Source organism: Dictyobacter formicarum (assembly GCF_016587435.1).
The window spans coordinates 246,049-262,676 of the sequence record NZ_BNJJ01000001.1 but is presented as its reverse complement, the minus strand read 5'-3'; the positions used below and the strand labels follow the sequence as shown (position 1 = coordinate 262,676).

The following is a 16,628-nucleotide window of genomic DNA, read 5'->3' as shown; positions in this document are numbered from 1 at the left end:
ATGTCGCAATGGCAAGCGAAAAACTATCGCACTCTTTTCCAAGACACATCATTCCGCAGGTTCTGGTTGGGTTTCACATTCTCGGCGGTTGGGGATGCAATGACTCGGATCGCGCTGATCTGGTTTGTGTACCAATCGACTGGCTCCCCTCAGGCAATTGGCATCTTGCTCCTCTGTTATACCGGTCCGGTGATAGTTGGTGGATTCTTTGCCGGTGCGCTTTTAGACCGCTTTGACCGGCGGATGGTTATGCTGATCGATAATGTGTTTCGAGGGACTGTTGTTGCCTTAATCCCCGTTTTGTACTTTTCCGGTCATCTTGCTCTCTGGCATCTCTACCTGGTTGCAGGTATATACGGATGTTTCATGATGATCTCATTGGCTGGCGGACCTTCTCTCATTCCTGGTCTCGTCCCTCCGTCTCAGTTAGCGACCGCAAACGCCTTGGAAACGCTGAGCTACACGTTCAGCGGGGTGATTGGTCCGCCGGTCGCAGGTTTGCTGATCGCCAGATTTGGTGCGCCCTCAGTGATCATCATCGATGCGCTCTCATATGCTGCCTTTGCTCTGGCTTTGGCGAGCGTGCGTGTTCAAGTCGAGGACAAGACACGAGCGCAGGTGGTTGACACGCCCTACCGTTTCCGTGACGCGATCTCTCTCCTACTGCAAAACCAGGTACTTCTCTCTACAACGCTGATGTTTATGTTGTTTAATGTCGGAGAAGGCTTTCTCTCGGTGTGGCTTCCACTCTTTTCGGTTCAGACGCTCCGAGGTGGTCCTGACTTGTACGGCCTGTTACTCGGTGCGCTGGCAGGCGGTGAGGTCATTGGTTCCATTCTCGCAGGCAGTCTCGTTTTTCCTCTCTCTCTGGGCCTGCTGATTTGCCTGGCACAAGTCCTCTCAGGCGTGTCTCTCGTTCTCTTGCTCTTCATACCAGGCATCTGGTGGGCCATGACCGGGCTGACACTGCTTGGTCTCTTTAGCGCACCGCTCACCATTTGGGCACAGACTCTGCGTATGCAGATCATTCCTGAGCGGCTACGCGGACGTGCCTTCGCACTCTTACGCACATTGATGCAAAGCACCGGTCCGCTGGCAAGCGGGGGAGCCGGAGCGCTGCTTCTGGTTTTAGGGATACCAGCAATGATCGGGCTCTCGGCAGTCCTGGTGGGGCTTCCTGGTGTGTTTGGGTCTACTATCAAGCAACTTCGTTCGTCAGCAAGACCATCGTTGAAGGCAAAGGAAGGAAAGCTCTGACAGTTCACGAGAGCGCTCTCGGGATCAGCACATCCAATGCTGAATGTATCGTTTTGGTTTTGATATGCTGATCCCATAAACAGCGGCTTCAAGGAAAAACAAGCCTTGCCAACGCAGTAGCATTCCAATCTCTCTGGAGAAATCAATGCTCAAAAATCTCGTTCACTATCGTTTTACATATAGCTACAGCAATGAACTGGAACTAGGTGGCCGGTATGGGCTATAGCTCTCTGTTCATACTATTGCGGCATTGTATGGCCTCTGTCACTAGACCGAAGCGCAAAGAAAGGACCCATGTATGGCGAATCAGAAACGTGAGATTGATCTTGTGCGGGCCGGGCAAGACCAGGCCTATCGCAGCAGTCTCGAAACGGCAGGCATTGATGTGGTGCGCGTCTGGAAAGACGAGGAGTATCGCGCCAGTCTCATTGATCAGGGTTACAGCATTCATGAAAGCCCTGCCGGAGCTGAGGAATTGAACGATGCGGAACTCGCAAAGATAGCTGGCGGCATTTATCGATCTCATGGTCCCCAACCACAGTATGAGGATTCATGCGCGCAGACCGGCATGGGATGGGAGGTTTGCGGCACAAAAGATCTGATAGGGAATTGGTGTTAGCAACGCTTACTCTTTGAGAGTGGGTCTGATTTCTGCCACCATCTCGTGCTCGCGCCTGCGGAGCTCGCTTTTTGTAGAGTATTATGCAAAAAATGCTATAATATCATTTTTTGCATAATACTCTACACCTTTGAATGGTGAAGAAACGCGAATATTCAGAGTAAAACGAAGCAAAGTACAATCAGTCATGTTTTTCATAAAATTAGATCACAACAAGAAAAAAAAGACAGAAGCATGGATGAAGTTAATGTGGGAATAACTCAGCAGAACACGCTTCCTCAGGAACAGAGCAGTTGGTATCGCGCCTCTACTCTGGCTGAGCGCCTGGCAGCTCTGAAGACACAGCGAACCACAGTTCCTTTTCCCCAGGGAGAACAGGCAAGAAAACGCTTGCAGCGTTGGCAAGAACAGTTTGTTTTCAAAGAAGGCCTCGCGTTTCTGGAACGGCTGGAACTGGACGGCATAACAGAGGAAGACCTACTCACACTCCTGGAACCATCTGTTGTCATTCCTCTCCTCACCTCTGCTGATTGGACGACAGAACTGCTTCAAGCCTTTGCGGCGCCTCTCACGCCTCAGGATGAAGCCTTGCTGCCTGAACCAGGCAAGGAAAAGCGCTCAATGTCCTCATTTCTCAAGCCTGTCGAGCCACTTTTGCGCCGGGCTCGTGCTCGCCTGCACTCGGGCATTGAGCGCCTGGAAAGCCGGTATACAATCTGCCCTTTCCATACACCTGCTGTGCTCTCCTCGCTCTTTGTCTCTCTCTCAGTCCAGTTTAGAAATCTCCTCACCAGAACCCTGGTGCTTGAGATGCACATTTACGGCGTTCAACAGCGCCTGCAGGGGGAGACACCGGAGCAACGCTTTGCATCTTTTGTGGATCTCCTTTGCCAGGGTCAGATCTCCACTCTTCTCGAAGAATATCCTGTTCTTGCTCGTCAGCTTGTTACCACTGTCGAACACTGGGTAACATATGGATTGGAATTTCTCGACCATCTCTGTGCGGATTGGGCAGACCTCCGCGCAAGGTTTAGTCCTGAAACAGATCCCAGCCCATTGATGAATATACATGTGGGCGCGGGAGATGCTCATCGTGAAGGCCGCACTGTTTTGCTGCTGCAATTCCGTAATGGGCTTCAGCTTGTTTATAAACCCAAGCCGCTCACAACAGATGTCCACTTTCAAGAGCTTCTGACCTGGCTCAACGCCTGTGGATACTCTCCGCCATTGGCAACGATGAAAATAGTGGACAGGGGCAGCTATGGGTGGGCTGAATATGCTGCCCCCCATGATTGTTCCTCAGAGGCTGAAGTGCAGCGGTTCTATCAACGACAGGGAGCGTATCTCGCACTGCTCTATGCGCTGCAAGCCCTGGACTTTCACGCGGAGAATGTGATTGCCGCTGGCGAACATCCTTTCCTGATTGATCTGGAGGCCCTTTTCCACCCGAATGACATCGTGCCGCAGCACGCCGAGCACCCGGCAGCCAGCGTGCTTCGCCATTCCGTCTTACGCGTTGGCCTGTTGCCTTACCGCATCCATGCCAGCGATACGGATGAAGGGATCGACATCAGCGGACTGGGTGGGTGGGGCAAACAGCTCTCTCCTCTCCCCGTTTCCGTGTGGGAAGAGAGCGGAACTGATAGGATGCATCTGACCAGGAAGCAGATGGAATTGAAAGCCCATCAGAATCTTCCCCGGCTAAACGGGCAGGACATTGCGCTTTTAGACTATAAAGAGGCTCTGCTGACCGGCTTTACCACCATGTATCGCCTTTTGATGAAACAGAAGGAGACCTTCATCACAGACTACCTGCCGCGTTTTTTGGATGATGAGACACGCGTGATTCTTCGCCCAACCTATCTCTATATGTTGCTCTTGCGAGGCAGCCTGCATCCCAACAACGTTCGTGATGGGCTTGATCGCGATCGCTACCTTGACCGCCTGTTTTTTGACTGTCAGAAATGGCCTTATCCCGCTCGTATCGTCGCGGCGGAACGGGCGGCCTTGCTGGGAGGAGATATTCCTTTTTTTACAACGCGTGCGAACTCTCGCGATCTCTGGACCTGCCGAGGAGAGCGTCTCCCTGATTTCTTTCAACAGTCAGGGGCCCTCTCCGTACAGACACTTGTCCAACAACTGAGTGAGGAAGATTTATTGCGGCAGTGCTGGTTCATCGAAGCGTCGCTTACCAGTTTATTCGTCGAAGCCCATCGCGCGCGCCGCCAGCCACAGGAACTGCCAACCACCTTTATCCCTGCCACACGGGATTGCCTTCTCGCCCAGGCTTCTCAGATCGGCAGGCGGCTCAGTCAACTGGCTTTTTGGGATGAGAAAGAGATGGGAGCAGGCTGGCTGACCGTGGCGCATATCCATAAACATGAGTGGAGTGTACAACTCGCCGGGTCAGACCTGTATGATGGAGCTAGCGGGATCATCCTCTTTCTGGCCTACCTTGGGAAAGTAACGGGCGAGGAACACAGCACCATGCTCGCCAAAGCCGCGCTGAAAACCCTGCAAGAGACGCTGGATGAGTCGAAGCAGAATCGGGGCCCTGGAGCTTTTCAGGGGTTGAGTTCCTTGATCTATCTCTTCTGCCACCTGGGAAGCCTCTGGGATGAGCCTGCACTTCTAGATGCGTGCGAGGAACTGATTGCCCTCTTGCCGCCTTTGATTGCAAAAGACACCACCTTTGACATTATCAGCGGTGCGGCTGGATGTATTCTGGCTCTGCTGGCTGTTCATCGCGTCACCTCTTCTCAGCCTGCTCTGGCTGCCGCTATTCAGTGTGGGGAACATTTGTGTCAACACTCCTGCACAATGACGGTAGGCAGGGGTTGGAAAGCCCCACATCAGGAGACTCCCCTGGCAGGCTTTTCGCATGGGTGTGCCGGGATTGCCTATAGTCTGCTCGCGCTGTTCGCGCTCACCGGAATTGAGCGTTTCAAGCAGATAGCCCTGGATGCTCTGGCCTATGAACGGACGCTTTACGTTCCAGAGGTCCGAAACTGGCTTGATCTGCGCGAGGGGGATGAGGAAAAAAAACCTGCGGATAGTGAGCGGCAAACGTTCATGCTCGCATGGTGTCATGGTGCGCCTGGTATTGGATTGGCCCGGCTCGCATCCCTGCCATATCTGGATGATGCTATCATCCGCGAGGAGATCATCACGGCCTGCCAGACAACAGCGGGCTCTGGTTTTGGCATCAACCATTCTCTCTGCCATGGTGATATGGGCAACCTCGAAACGTTGTTGGTAGCAGCGCGAACACTCGGTGTCCCTGAACTTCATGGAAGAGTCTATCGTCTTGCTGGCGCCCTGCTGGATGAGCAGAAAACGCAGGATTGGGTGGCAGGTGTTCCCATAGCGGTAGAAACCCCAGGGCTCATGACTGGCCTGGCCGGTATTGGCTATGAGTTGCTGCGACTTGCGGACCCCGATACTGTACCCTCTGTTTTGCTTCTGGAGGCTCCGGTGAAACGCCTTTGCCCTGATATCGAGGAACCGTGCAAGAATCTGGGCTTCACCGAGCGGAGAAAGGATTCTTGCACGGAAAAACAGGTTATGACCGAAGCTGGAACATCAACCACGAGCGCAGGATTGGCACCACCTGCTTTGCCTGCATGGCCTGGATGTGATCAAGCCCATCGAGCACTTGCACATCCCAACCGAGATCAGAGAGCTGTGCCTGTCCCTGCACGATTGGACCCGCTAAACTCACAGTCACGTTCCCCCAGCTTTTGGTGTACTGGATCTTGTCCTTCGAACCAACAAAGCAGAGGCGAGGACAGGTGAGCCGCGCCTGGGCAGCCCGGTCATCGAACCCCTGCAATGCCTGGTACAGAGTGACAAATTGCCGTGTCTGATCCCTTGACAGAGAAACGCCAGACCACTCGGATTCATCCGCTGACGGCATCGCCCGTGCGCCGCTCGCCATCTCGTAGGTTGCGGTCGTGACGCGGAGCATCTCTTCATATGGCCCGTTGAGTGGCGGAAAGCCCCCCATGATGAGTGCCCAGAGGCGGTCGGTGCGGATGGCGAGTTGAAGCCCAATCATTGCCAGCCAGGAGTAGCCATAGTAGGCGAACCGATCCGCCCCTGCGGCATCAGCTACCGCAAGCAGATCGCTCGCGGTGTTGGCCGGCGTCAGCGTGTCCGGTTTCGGCGTACGAAGGCACTGTCCTTCATAGTCGAAAGCCACCACGCGAAAGGCGTCGCTCAGTCCTTTGATCAACGATTGGCCCAGAGCCGGATCAGCGCCATATTTGCGCATTTGCTCGGCCTGCGGCCCAATCACCGGCTGTGGATTGACTGGCAGCAGCAGGGTCGGTCCTGCGCCGTGGATCTCGATCTCGATGGTACTGCCGTCATGTAATGTCGCTTCAGGCATGTGAGTTCCCTCCATCATTCGTTTCATGGCTATCTCGAATGTCGGCAACAGTATGTCATCTGTTGCACCATTTGAGGCAGCATTCCCATTCAGGTGTATACATACGTTTTGATCCCGCGCTGGCCAGGCTTTTTCTGGATCACATCTCTACTGTACAACACCGATGCCCAACTGGAGGGTGATGCAGCATGCAGAGCTTGCGTATGAATACACCAGATCCCTATTCAGGCTCAATATGCTTGTTCAATGTGGTAGAAAGAAGGGTACCCATTGAAAGAAGTCTCTAAAGGCACTTGGGAGTTTGACATGACAGATCGTCTCTATTGCCATCTACTAGTTATTTATTTCTATTGTGATACATTCCTGCTTTATCTTTTATGTTTTTACTGTCAAATTACACACATGATGGGTTACGAATTGACTCTTCCATGTGGTCGCTGATCAATAGTGAGAGACACGGCTATTTGTACGCCTGGTGATGGGAATTGGTAAATGTCCTACCAAGTGAGCAGGTTTGGCCCTCAAACGTGAGAAATTGCCCTCAAACATGAGCACTGAGACAAGATTTCCTGGAAAAACCGCTCCCCATCTTGCCTCCTATTTTCTAAACATGTAAATTGCGTTCCTCACCGAGAGATCGACGAACCGTTGGCATGTCAGACTCAAAGGCCAGAAGCCGCTCGATTTTCTCGGCGGTCCCAGAGTTGCTACGCGGCGTGTACATCATCAGTCGCAAATGCTCCGAATCGGCTGTCTGGAGCAAGCGAAAATCAAAGATCAGTTCTCCGACAAGCGGATGATGCATCGATTTCCGTCCTTCTGGCACACCCCGCAGATCGTGACGGGCCCATAATTCCCGAAACTCCGGACTGATCCGGGAGAGTTCAGCGATCTGTTTGGCCCACCAGGGATCGTCGATGAAACGACCATATTCAGCACGAAATTGCGCCAGAACCACTCGTGTCAGTTCTTTCCACTCTTCGCTTCTTTGCGGCGTCGGGAGAGTGAATACTCTCCAGAGCGAGTTTCGCTCGCGTTCAGATAGCGTGGCATAGTCGCCAAAAACGACGCAAAAGGCGGTATTCCACGCCACGACCGTCGAACGAGGATCAACGACGCACGCCGGGATGGTCCCAAGTTGCGTGAGAAACTGTTGGAAGGTCGGGCTGATCGGAGTTGGCGAAAACGTCTCGACGGGAGGAGGTTGTCGGAGTGCAAGGAAAAATAAATGGGCGCGTTCGTTGGCGTCCAGCAGCAGGACTCTCGCCAGACTTTCCAACACGTGCACGGAGACGTGAATATCCCGTCCCTGCTCAAGCCGGGTATACCACTCCGGGCTGACTCCGGAAAGCAGTGCCACTTCTGCCCTCCGTAAGCCCGGTGTCCGCCGCCGCTGCCCTCTCGGTAATCCCACCTGTTCTGGCGATAAGCGAGCGCGGCGGCTCCGTAAGAACGCGGCTAATTCGTGATGACGATCCAACTCCAATTGATTCATGGGCACGCGACCTTCTCCCTCAGTGATGTGACCGGAAACGAGCACTGCCAGTGCTAGGATAAACGCTTCTCTCGTTAAAACCTGTCTCTCATTATACACTAGTGACGGATGAGGTGAGTGGACCCATCACAGAAGTGTCTACGGCTCTGGCCGAGGCTTTCCGGACCGGCGCACGCATGGTGTGGCCACACAACCGCGCATCCCAACCCTAAGTCTAATGCTACGTTTAATGGAGGAATTTCCCATGAGAGTTTTCGTTACCGGCGCGACAGGATTCATCGGCTCAGCGGTTGTCCACGAACTCCTCGAAGTAGGGCATCAGGTCGTCGGCCTTACCCGCTCAGACAATGGTGCCGCGGTACTGAAGGAAGCTGGGGCCGAGGTGCATCGCGGTACCCTTGACGACCTCGACAGCCTTCGCGCCGCTGCGGCGGCAGTGGATGGCGTCATTCACCTGGCGTTTAATCACGACCTCTCGGACTTCGCAGCCGCGCTTACCACCGATCTGCGCGCCGTCGAGACGATGGGGGCGGCGCTAGAAGACTCCGGCAAGCCGTTCGTGACCACCGCCCACATAAACGGGGAGGCATCGGAGAACGCGGCGCTCGCACTAGTTGGAGTGCGATCATCGGTCGTCGCTCTCTGTCCGTCCGTGCATGACGAGGGCGACAAGGGCGGCTTCGTGCCGAGACTGATCACCATCGCCCGCGCGAAGGGCGTCTCTGCCTACATCGGCGACGGGTCCAACCGCTGGCCAGCCGTCCATCGCCTCGATGCGGCGCGCCTGTACCGCCTGGCACTGGAAGTCGCCCCGGCGGGGTCACGGCTTAACGGGGTCGGCGACGAGGGTGTGCCATTCCGCGACATCGCCAGCGTCATCGGTCGCCACCTGAACCTGCCGGTGGTCAGCATTTCCCGTGAAGAGGCAGACGCCCACTTCGGCTCTCTTCTCGGCACTGTAGCGGCGCTTGACGTTCCGAGGTCGAGTGCATCGACCCAGGAACTCCTGGGATGGCGACCTGTGCACCCCGCACTGATCCCAGACCTCGAACAGCACTACTTCAACAACTGATTTGAGGTTGAAGGTCACTACTCATGACAATCAAAAGTGTGGGGAGGGTGATTTAAGCTCATGAAGCAAGTGGAGCGCTGGAGCGGGCACTCATCCAGCGCAAAAACTACATCAACTCAGCTTAAAGCTCAGGTCTCGCGAATATGCGAGGCCTGACATATTACTATCAATCTCATGCAAAATCTACTTGCGTAAAGGATACGAGAGCTTCACGACGCAGGCTGACGTTGGTACATTTATTACTCATAAAAAGAACTCTCCAGACTTGGATGGTTCTTACATTTTTATCCATACACTTTGCCCTTGGCGACAGCTACGCTGGCCCAGTAGGAACTGTTTATTCACAAAAGATAGTAAGCAATGTTTAGCAACACCACAAAGACGTTCATGGAGTATTTGTGTAGTGAGGCGTGCTCTAATCGAAATCTCCCCTTGTGATGCTGGGGGAGAAGAGATATACTCTGATGAGATGCCTCAACACCATACGTACAACGATAGAAAGGATTCTCATCGTGGTATTATCCATTCGCAGCATGCCATTTTCGAGAAGAGTTCCCACTATCGCAAGCAAACGCAAAGGATGAGCATATTTATGGGTTTTTCGCGAAAAGGGATGAGCCTTTGGTTGCAGAGCAATTTTCTCAAACTCTGGACAGGTCGGACCATTTCCCTCTTTGGATCTGCGATTACTACCCTCGCGCTTCCACTGACAGCAATTACTATGCTGCATGCAACTGCTTTTCAGATGGGATTGCTCCTCGCACTGGGCCAAATGCCCCAACTCCTCTTCGGCTTTGTTGTTGGTGCATGGGTTGATCGTTTGCGTCGTCGTCCCTTACTTCTGGTTGCTGATCTTGGACGAGCACTGCTCCTTGGTCTTATCCCTCTGTTGAGTCTCCTGCATCTTTTGGGAATTGAAGTGCTCTACCTGGTGAGCTTTTCCACGGGATTACTGACGGTGATCTTTACCATTGCTTCAACGTCATTGCTTCCTTCGCTTGTTGAGCGCGAGCATATGGTTGAGGCTAACACTGCTCTTCAGGTAAGTCAATCAGCCGCGCAAATCGTCGGTCCCAATCTCGCAGGTATTCTCATTCAATTGGTAACAGCTCCCGTGGCAGTGATTGGTGATAGCCTCTCCTTTTTTCTCTCTGCCCTCTTTATCTGGCGCATTCGTGGAGGAGAAACGGCAGGAGGTTCCCCTCCATCTCGTCAAAATCTCTGGGTAGAAATTGGTGTAGGATTGCGTAGCGTGGTAGGGAACCCAATTTTGCGTGCTCTTGCTACTGCTAATGGAGTAGCAAATATCTTTTGGGGCGCACAACTCTCCATTTTGCTCGTTTATATGTCCGGTGTACTCAAGATCAATTCCGTGTGGATTGGGATAATCTATGCGTGTGGCAACGTAGGATTTTTGGCAGGAACATTGCTGGCGAAACGGATGATGCAGCGGTGCGGATTGGGATTGTCACTCATCGGAGCTTCTTTGTTGAGCATCATTGGCGCACTCCTGGTTCCTCTGGCTCATGGTTCGCTTCTTGAAGTGGCTTTCCTGCTGGCAAGCGCACAATTTCTTACTGTTTGTCCACTTATCATCTATCACATTCATGAAGTGAGTCTCCGTCAGGCAATTACACCGAATTACTTGCAAGGACGAGTCAACGCAACGATGCAAGTGATGAGTTGGGCAACAACCCCTCTTGGAGCGCTTTTGGGAGGATGGCTTGGGGAAAGTATTGGTGTACGCTCAACCTTGTTTGTTGTCGTGATTGGCCTTCTTTTAGCTCAACCATGGCTTTGGTTTTCTCCGGTGCGTACTCTTCACGCACTACCAATTGAAGAATCAAGCAAGGCTGCAACTCTTGTTTGATTCATACGTGCATCTTTTTTTGCTGTCAGCTTTTCGAATATGTTAGCAGTGCGTATCTAATTTAATAGAGTTCTTTGAAAGGTTCTGTACCTCGTGTTTCGTCCAACTCGATTTGTTATCTATTGAGAGGATGAGATATATTTGAAGAACACGTTCTACATTATTCTTAGCAATGAGTTGCAGAAGGAGTTCATTCCTCGCAGAATACAGCTCCACGTGGCAAACAGTTATCCCATCTCTCCAAGAAAAACCAACCAGCGAAAGGATAAGTATGAGTGCTCCTTATCTAAAAAAACCGGATTAAAGACGTTATTAAAGCTCATAAAGATATGCAAAATAAGAAGAAAATATAGTAAAATGAATGTGATGAATAAAAATTCATGAAAAGAGTTTAGGAGCTGATTTATAGCTGGAGGCTTTATACATGGAAATACCTTATCTAATAAACGACGTGTTAGATACATTGATGCAAAGGAAAGGGGATCCCGCTGATCTTGTTAGTACACTGCATCATATCACACAGACAGCGCATGTATTTTTTGAAGCTTCCTGTTGCAGCATTTTCGCAATTAATCCCATTACACGTCACTTTACAGCATCACAAACAGTAACCGAGCGCACAGATGAAAGCGAGGATACGCTCAATCAGCCCTATCCGGAGCTACTTGTACGGCAGACCCTGGAACGAGGAAGCATACAGATTGACGATCTGGACAAGAGACCTGAGTATCAGAATCTATTTACTCAGGCGCACGATATCCGCTCCCTGGTAGCCTATCCTTTGCGCATACAACACAATCAGAAGCCACTGGGCATTCTCTGCCTCTATTTCAAGAGGCTGCAAGCTTACATCGATGAGGACGAAATAACACAAAAAACATTTCATGTCTTTCTTACGCAAGCCTCATTTCTTCTTCAGCAGACATGGCTGCTTCGGCGCCACCAGGAAGTTGCGCGTATTGGTCAGGAAATCAATCAGGATTTGTCAGACATCGAGACCTTATTTAAGAAATTGCGGAAGCATGTCGCGGGTATCCTGGATATGAGTGCTTCCTTATTATTAGTTGTCTATGAGCCACAAACCAACATCTTTGATATCTATTTACAAGAAAAAGGCCGCCCATTCAGGCGCGAACTCAGAGTTCCTGAAGGTGCCTGTCTCTATGTGCTCGAAACACAGGAAAAACAATTTATCCAGCATCTCAGTGAAGAGAAAAAGAACCAGCCATTTCTGGTCAGCCACATCCCCGATACAGAAGTTGAAGAATCGCTGATCTATATCCCGTTACTCCTGCATAATACATCCCTTGGCGTTCTCTCTATCCAGCATCCACTCCCTTATACATATGATCAAGAAGATGTGTTTATTCTACAAATGTTAGCCAATCATATTGCCCTGGCTCTATGGAATATCCGTTTATATAGCAGTCTGAGCTTGCTCAACGAGACTGGTCAATTACTTACGAGACAAACAGACTCAAAACGCACGTTGGAAGCAACGGCAAAGCAGATTCTTGACACCACAAAGGCTGACGTAGTTGTCCTCTACCCATATTTTCACCTCAAGCGAGATTTCATTAAGCCCTATATAGCAGGCACACTGCAAGATCCGAATTCAAGAGAACTGATGATCCCCCGTCGTATGGATGATATTGCCAGATTGATGCTCAACCGTGAAAAACCACTTTTCGCGGATGAAGCAAGTAAGCTCTACACCTTGCTAGCCAGCAATATCACCTCTCCGCAGGGAAATTTTCAACACCGTGAAGGTATTCGTTCTGCGACTGCCGCACGCCTGGTGGTGGGCAATGAGATAGTTGGGGTCTTGTTCGTCAATTTCCGCCAGCCGCAGTCTTTTGACAGTCCTCAATCACTGCTGATTGAGGGCTTGAGCCACTTTGCGGCTATCGCCATGAACAATGCGCGCACGCTGGATAAGATGTCCCAGCGGCGTATCCATGAATTAGAGATTCTGCAAAAAGTCGATCAGGCACTCAATCGTCATCTGGAGTTGCAAAGCGTCCTTGATACGCTTTTGTACGAAGTGAGCGACAGAAAAATTGTACCAGCGGACGGAGCAGGGATTTTAATCTATAATCTGCAAACCGAATTTTTGGAAACAAGGGCTGCCATTGGTCGCAACAGCGAAGCGCGACGCCGGGTGAACATTCCCTTTGAGGGAACAACGGGCATTACTCGCTGGGTATTAGAACATAAAGAAACCGCTCGGGTGATGAATGTGCAGACAGAGGAGAGATGGCGAGATCAGTACATTCCCGCTGGCGACAATACGCGCACCGTGTCAGAACTAGATGTGCCACTGCTTGATGGCGAGGAAGTGGTTGGCGTTCTCAATTTTGAAAGCGAGGTGGAGGCAGCATTCAGCGAGGAAGATCAGAATTTTCTCGAAACGCTGGCAGGACAGGTCGTGCTGGCAGTCAAAACAGCACAGGCATATGAGCGAGAAAAACGTCTTGCCGCTGACCACCGCGCGCTAAATGAGATCAGCAAGGAAATTGTGGCGCAATTTGATCAGCGCCGCATCTTTAATCTCATTCTGGATAAGGCATTAGAACTGACACATTCTAACCTGGGCAACCTGATGTTATATGACCCGCTTCAGCAAGATTTATGGGTCGCGGAAGAACGCAACATTGCGGAAGATAAAAAAAATCGCCGCCAGAGATTAGACGAAGGCATTGTCGGCCGCGTTGCCCGCACGAAAAAACTTATCAACGCCAATCTCACCCGTTCTCCCGATAAAGATATCTATCTAGAATATTTTCCAGGCGCGAAGTCTGAACTGGCGGTACCGATGTTGCAGGGAGGTGAATTGCGGGGCGTATTGAATATCGAGAGCCCCATCGCGAAGAACTTCAGTCCAATGGATGAGGAACTGCTGCAAGGATTGGCAGATCTTGCTGTTATTGCCCTGCGCAATGCCGAACAGTATGAGGCGGAGAAACTGGAGGCCAGTCGCTTCCGTTCGTTGTACGAAGCAGGGAAGGAACTTGGCATTGTTACTACATTAGACCAGCTTGAGCAGGCCTATGATACCATACTACGCATCGCTAAACAACATTGCAATGGACAAATCGCGCTGCGTCGCTACAACGAAGAAATACAGGAATTAGTGGCAGTTCGTTCCTCTCATCCAGAACATATTCCTCCCTTTCAAACGATGAAGATCGACGAAGGTATTAATGGACAGGTTGCGCGTGAGCGGCACACAATCTCCATTGTTGATGCACACAAGCTGCCGAAGGGAATAGGACCTGCGAAATTATCAGATCCTGAAACCCGTTCGTTGGCTGTGATACCCGTCATCTTTCACGAACATCTCTATGGCACTTTAGGGGTAAGTCATAAGGAGGTAGGCCACTTTAAGGAAGGCGACATCCTTTTTTTCGAGGGATTAGCACAACAACTCGCCAGTACAATTTATCGCCTGGAAACTGAGCAAGAAAGCCAGGAACTCGAGCAGCGAGCCTTAGCTGCAGACCTCATGACTAATATTGGTCAGTCTGCCTTTGAGTTAATACATCGACTCGGGAATGAATGGGGACATATTGAGCTAAGTATCGATAATATACGTGATGAACTCGAAGAACATAACCACATGAACGCGTTCATCGCGGAAAGACTGGAAAAAATTGTACAGATTGCACGAACCACACTGGGTTGGAGTAAAGATTTGAAGAGCAGGGTACAGACGAGCACGCTAGAGAAAATGGATGAACCTGTCGTTACTGACGCCAGGATCTTCCTCGAAGAAGCGCAATCGCTTGTGCCACTTCCATCTTCACCGCCGATCCAACTACGTGTGGAGAGCGCTAAGGATGTTGGGGCCGTCCTTGCAATACATGGACTGGTACTCGATATCCTACGCAATCTCATCGACAATGCTATCACAGCAATGCCTCGGGGAGGAACTATTACCCTGACTGCCCTTAATGAAGGACGCTATGTGGCCTTAAAAGTGATTGATAGCGGCGTCGGTATTCCCTTACATATACAAAAATATATATTTAACCCTTTCTATTCAACAAAGGGAAGTTCTGGTTTTGGCCTGTGGAGCGCACAACGTAACGCCTATAGAAATAACGGCGAATTGAAAGTTGAGAGCCAACCAGGGCAGGGAGCTACTTTTACCTTGCTCCTGCCCAGGGCGGACAGAAATACTGGTTGCCCGGCGTGAAAGCTTCGTTTTTAAATAGTAGAAGGATAAACACTGAGTATGTCAAGACAAGGACGCGTCCTGATCGTCGATGATGAAGAAAATTGGCGGAGTGAACCAGTCGTAACGCTGCTGCGCAACGGTTATTTCGCCCAGGCTGCTGCCTCAGCGGACGAGGCTCTTGAACTGCTAACAAAAGATCTTTATCACATTCTTATACTCGATATTCGCCTGGAAGATAATGATCCAGAGAATGAAGACGGTTTAAAACTCCTGCAAGAACTCCAGAACCGCAACCTCAGTAAGGCGGTGAAAATCATCATGCTCTCAAATAACGATAGACCAGAGTATATGCGCACGGCGTTCAGGAATTATGGAGTAGCGGACTTCCTTTCTAAGAGTAACTTTAATAAAAAAACGTTGTTAGAGAGCCTGGAGGAGGTCTTTACCGAAAAATTGAAGATCAATCTGGCGCTTGATACAATCTGGCAGGGCAACGATGATGAGGAGAATGTCGTTGTCAATCTGGCCATGAATGGAACGAGGGTTGCGAAAGGCACAGATCTGCAGCAGTTAATGTGGCGGGAGCTAGACGATCTCCTCTGTCGCCTTTTCTACGACGCCGAAAGAGTTCTGATCCATCCTGTTACTCCCGGTCAAAGTGCCACCGGTGTGCTCTCAGTGCAGCCATTTACTAAGGCTGGGGCGAAAAACACCGTGATTGTGAAATTTGGAAGCATTGATAAGATCAAGCAAGAACAGGCGAACTTCAAAGAATACATTGAGCACAGGATAGGTGGCGGTCGCAGCACGATTGTCCATGATCTGCGCCAGACACAGCATCTGGGAGGAATTATCTATTCATTCGTGGGGGCTGCTAATACGAGCCCGGAAGACTTTGAGCAATTTTATCACCACGCCGAACGCACCACTATTAAGAAGGCGATTGACAATCTCTTCCATGAGACATGTGGTAACTGGTACGGCGACAAAAATCACCTGCAGCCTCTTAACCTGACAGATGATTATCAGCGACTCCTTCGTTTTACGCCCGAACGCTTAGAGCAGGGGTTACAGGCTCTCAGTCCGTTGGTGCAGAGAGGACAGCGGCTCCATTTTCAGGACTTGCATGAAGAGCGTACATTTACTGATCCTGTACGTGTCACCACAAGTCGACGGCCTCTTATTTACTCTACCTATACCTGCATCACACACGGCGACTTGAACTCACATAACATCCTCCTCGATAAAAACGACAACACCTGGCTCATTGATTTCCTGCGAACCGGCCAGGGACATGTTTTACGCGATCTCTCCCAACTCGACTCCGTGGTACGCTTCGAACTACTTGCGGGACACGAAGCGACTCTGGATGAGCGACTTCGTATGGAGGAGGCACTTTGTAGTATTGAGTATTTTCAGCAACTCAAGGACCTGGAATCGCGCTTCTCGACGAATAATGCTGCCCTTGATAAAGCTTATGCGACAGTTCTGCATGTGCGAGATCTGGCATGGAACATCTTAGGGCATAAACCATATGACCATATGAACGAGTATTATGCGGCCCTGCTCTATCACGCGCTCAACACCCTGCGCTTTTACGATCTATCAGTGGTGCAGCGCGAGCACGCACTGCTCTGCGCCAGTCTGCTAGCTGACAAACTGCGCCTATCCGTGTAGCAGAACATAGCCATCAAATGATATCGAGTAGGATGTGCTTTGTTATCAGGCGCAGCAAGAGACCATTG

8 protein-coding genes and 1 pseudogene are annotated in these 16,628 nt (G+C 51.0%); 7 read left to right on the top strand and 2 right to left on the bottom strand.

The genetic code is table 11. The features are described from left to right. The 3 genes and pseudogenes from JMI88_RS01055 to JMI88_RS01045 all read left to right on the top strand — a co-directional run. A complete protein-coding gene (locus JMI88_RS01055) occupies positions 1–1,257 on the top strand; it encodes an MFS transporter (RefSeq protein ID WP_201359900.1) in 1,257 nt (418 codons plus the stop codon). A 298-nt stretch (positions 1,258–1,555) separates the two neighbouring features. Further along, entirely contained in the window at positions 1,556–1,876 is a 321-nt protein-coding gene (locus JMI88_RS01050) for a mersacidin/lichenicidin family type 2 lantibiotic (RefSeq protein ID WP_201359899.1), read from the top strand. A 234-nt stretch (positions 1,877–2,110) separates the two neighbouring features. Beyond that, positions 2,111–5,326, top strand: a pseudogene (locus JMI88_RS01045) (type 2 lanthipeptide synthetase LanM family protein); the annotation flags it as partial. 112 nt (positions 5,327–5,438) lie between these two features. Here the strand turns inward: JMI88_RS01045 and JMI88_RS40350 are convergent. Together JMI88_RS40350 and JMI88_RS01040 are read right to left on the bottom strand one after the other, a co-directional pair. Continuing rightward, positions 5,439–6,266 (bottom strand): alpha/beta fold hydrolase, encoded by an 828-nt coding sequence (locus tag JMI88_RS40350; RefSeq protein ID WP_308438766.1) that lies wholly within the window; start codon positions 6,264–6,266, stop codon positions 5,439–5,441. A 604-nt stretch (positions 6,267–6,870) separates the two neighbouring features. Next, the gene (locus JMI88_RS01040) at positions 6,871–7,761 is read right to left on the bottom strand and encodes a helix-turn-helix transcriptional regulator (RefSeq protein WP_201360142.1); all 891 of its coding nucleotides are present in this window, start codon (positions 7,759–7,761) and stop codon (positions 6,871–6,873) included. A 244-nt stretch (positions 7,762–8,005) separates the two neighbouring features. On the opposite strand from JMI88_RS01040, the gene JMI88_RS01035 reads away from it, so the two are divergent. The 4 genes from JMI88_RS01035 (at position 8,006) to JMI88_RS01020 (ending at position 16,560) form a co-directional block, all read left to right on the top strand. Further along, on the top strand, positions 8,006–8,833 hold the full coding sequence (locus JMI88_RS01035) for an SDR family oxidoreductase (RefSeq protein WP_201359897.1): 828 nt from the start codon (positions 8,006–8,008) through the stop codon (positions 8,831–8,833). A gap of 592 nt (positions 8,834–9,425) precedes the next feature. Then, positions 9,426–10,703 carry an MFS transporter gene (locus JMI88_RS01030; protein ID WP_201359896.1) on the top strand — a complete coding sequence of 426 codons (1,278 nt, stop codon included), beginning with the start codon at positions 9,426–9,428 and terminating at the stop codon, positions 10,701–10,703. A gap of 424 nt (positions 10,704–11,127) precedes the next feature. Next, the gene (locus tag JMI88_RS01025; RefSeq protein WP_201359895.1) at positions 11,128–14,901 is read left to right on the top strand and encodes a GAF domain-containing protein; all 3,774 of its coding nucleotides are present in this window, start codon (positions 11,128–11,130) and stop codon (positions 14,899–14,901) included. Between the two features lie 39 nt (positions 14,902–14,940). Further along, the gene (locus JMI88_RS01020; RefSeq protein WP_201359894.1) at positions 14,941–16,560 is read left to right on the top strand and encodes a response regulator; all 1,620 of its coding nucleotides are present in this window, start codon (positions 14,941–14,943) and stop codon (positions 16,558–16,560) included. Positions 16,561–16,628 lie beyond the last annotated feature (68 nt).